General features: G+C 61.7%; 1 protein-coding gene. It reads right to left on the reverse strand.

All coding sequences use genetic code 11. The features are described 5' to 3' along the window. Positions 1 to 143: 143 nt before the first annotated feature. Positions 144 to 635: transposase (locus CJZ78_RS13550; protein ID WP_198953927.1), on the reverse strand; the 492-nt coding region annotated here is incomplete at its 5' end.

Consider the following 635-nt stretch of genomic DNA (forward strand, 5'->3'; position numbering starts at 1 on the left):
GGAGGGTGAACAGGAGCAGTCAAGAGATGACTGCTTGGAAGCTGATTGCGCAGCTCCATTCATTCACTATGAACCCTGATCGCTGAATTGGCAACTCAGCGATCGATGTGTTCTGTGTAGATCGAGGGAGGAGCTGGTGCGCTTCAGCGGATGGTTGCTGCCGCCTTCTTGGCCGGATCAGCTTCGGTGAGCTCCAGCGGCTCTTCCGGCTCCGGGATCTTGGCCATGGTGGCCTCGGAGAAGAAGCGCCGACGCTCCAGCTGCCATTCCTCCTGCTGCTCCAGCAGCTGGCTGCCCACCAACCGCACGATCGCAGCGTCGTTGGGGAAGATCCCGACCACGTTGGTGCGGCGTTTGATTTCCTTGTTGAGCCGCTCAAGCGGGTTGGTGCTCCAGACCTTGCGCCAGTGCTCCTGGGGGAAGTGCAAGAAGGCCAACACGTCATCGCGAGCGGCCTCCATCACCGGCACAGCGCCGGGAAACTGCTTGCGCAGCATCTCGGTGACCCGCTGCCAGTGGGAGCGCACCTGATCAGGGGCCTGGATGACGAATACTGCTTTCATGGCCGCCGCCACCATGTCCTGGCCCGCTTTGGGCACGTGAGACAGCAGGTTGCGCAGGAAGTGCACCCGGCA

Origin of the sequence: Synechococcus sp. 8F6, assembly GCF_002252665.1 — a bacterium.
In the GTDB taxonomy this organism is placed as follows: Bacteria; Cyanobacteriota; Cyanobacteriia; order PCC-6307; family Cyanobiaceae; genus Cyanobium_A.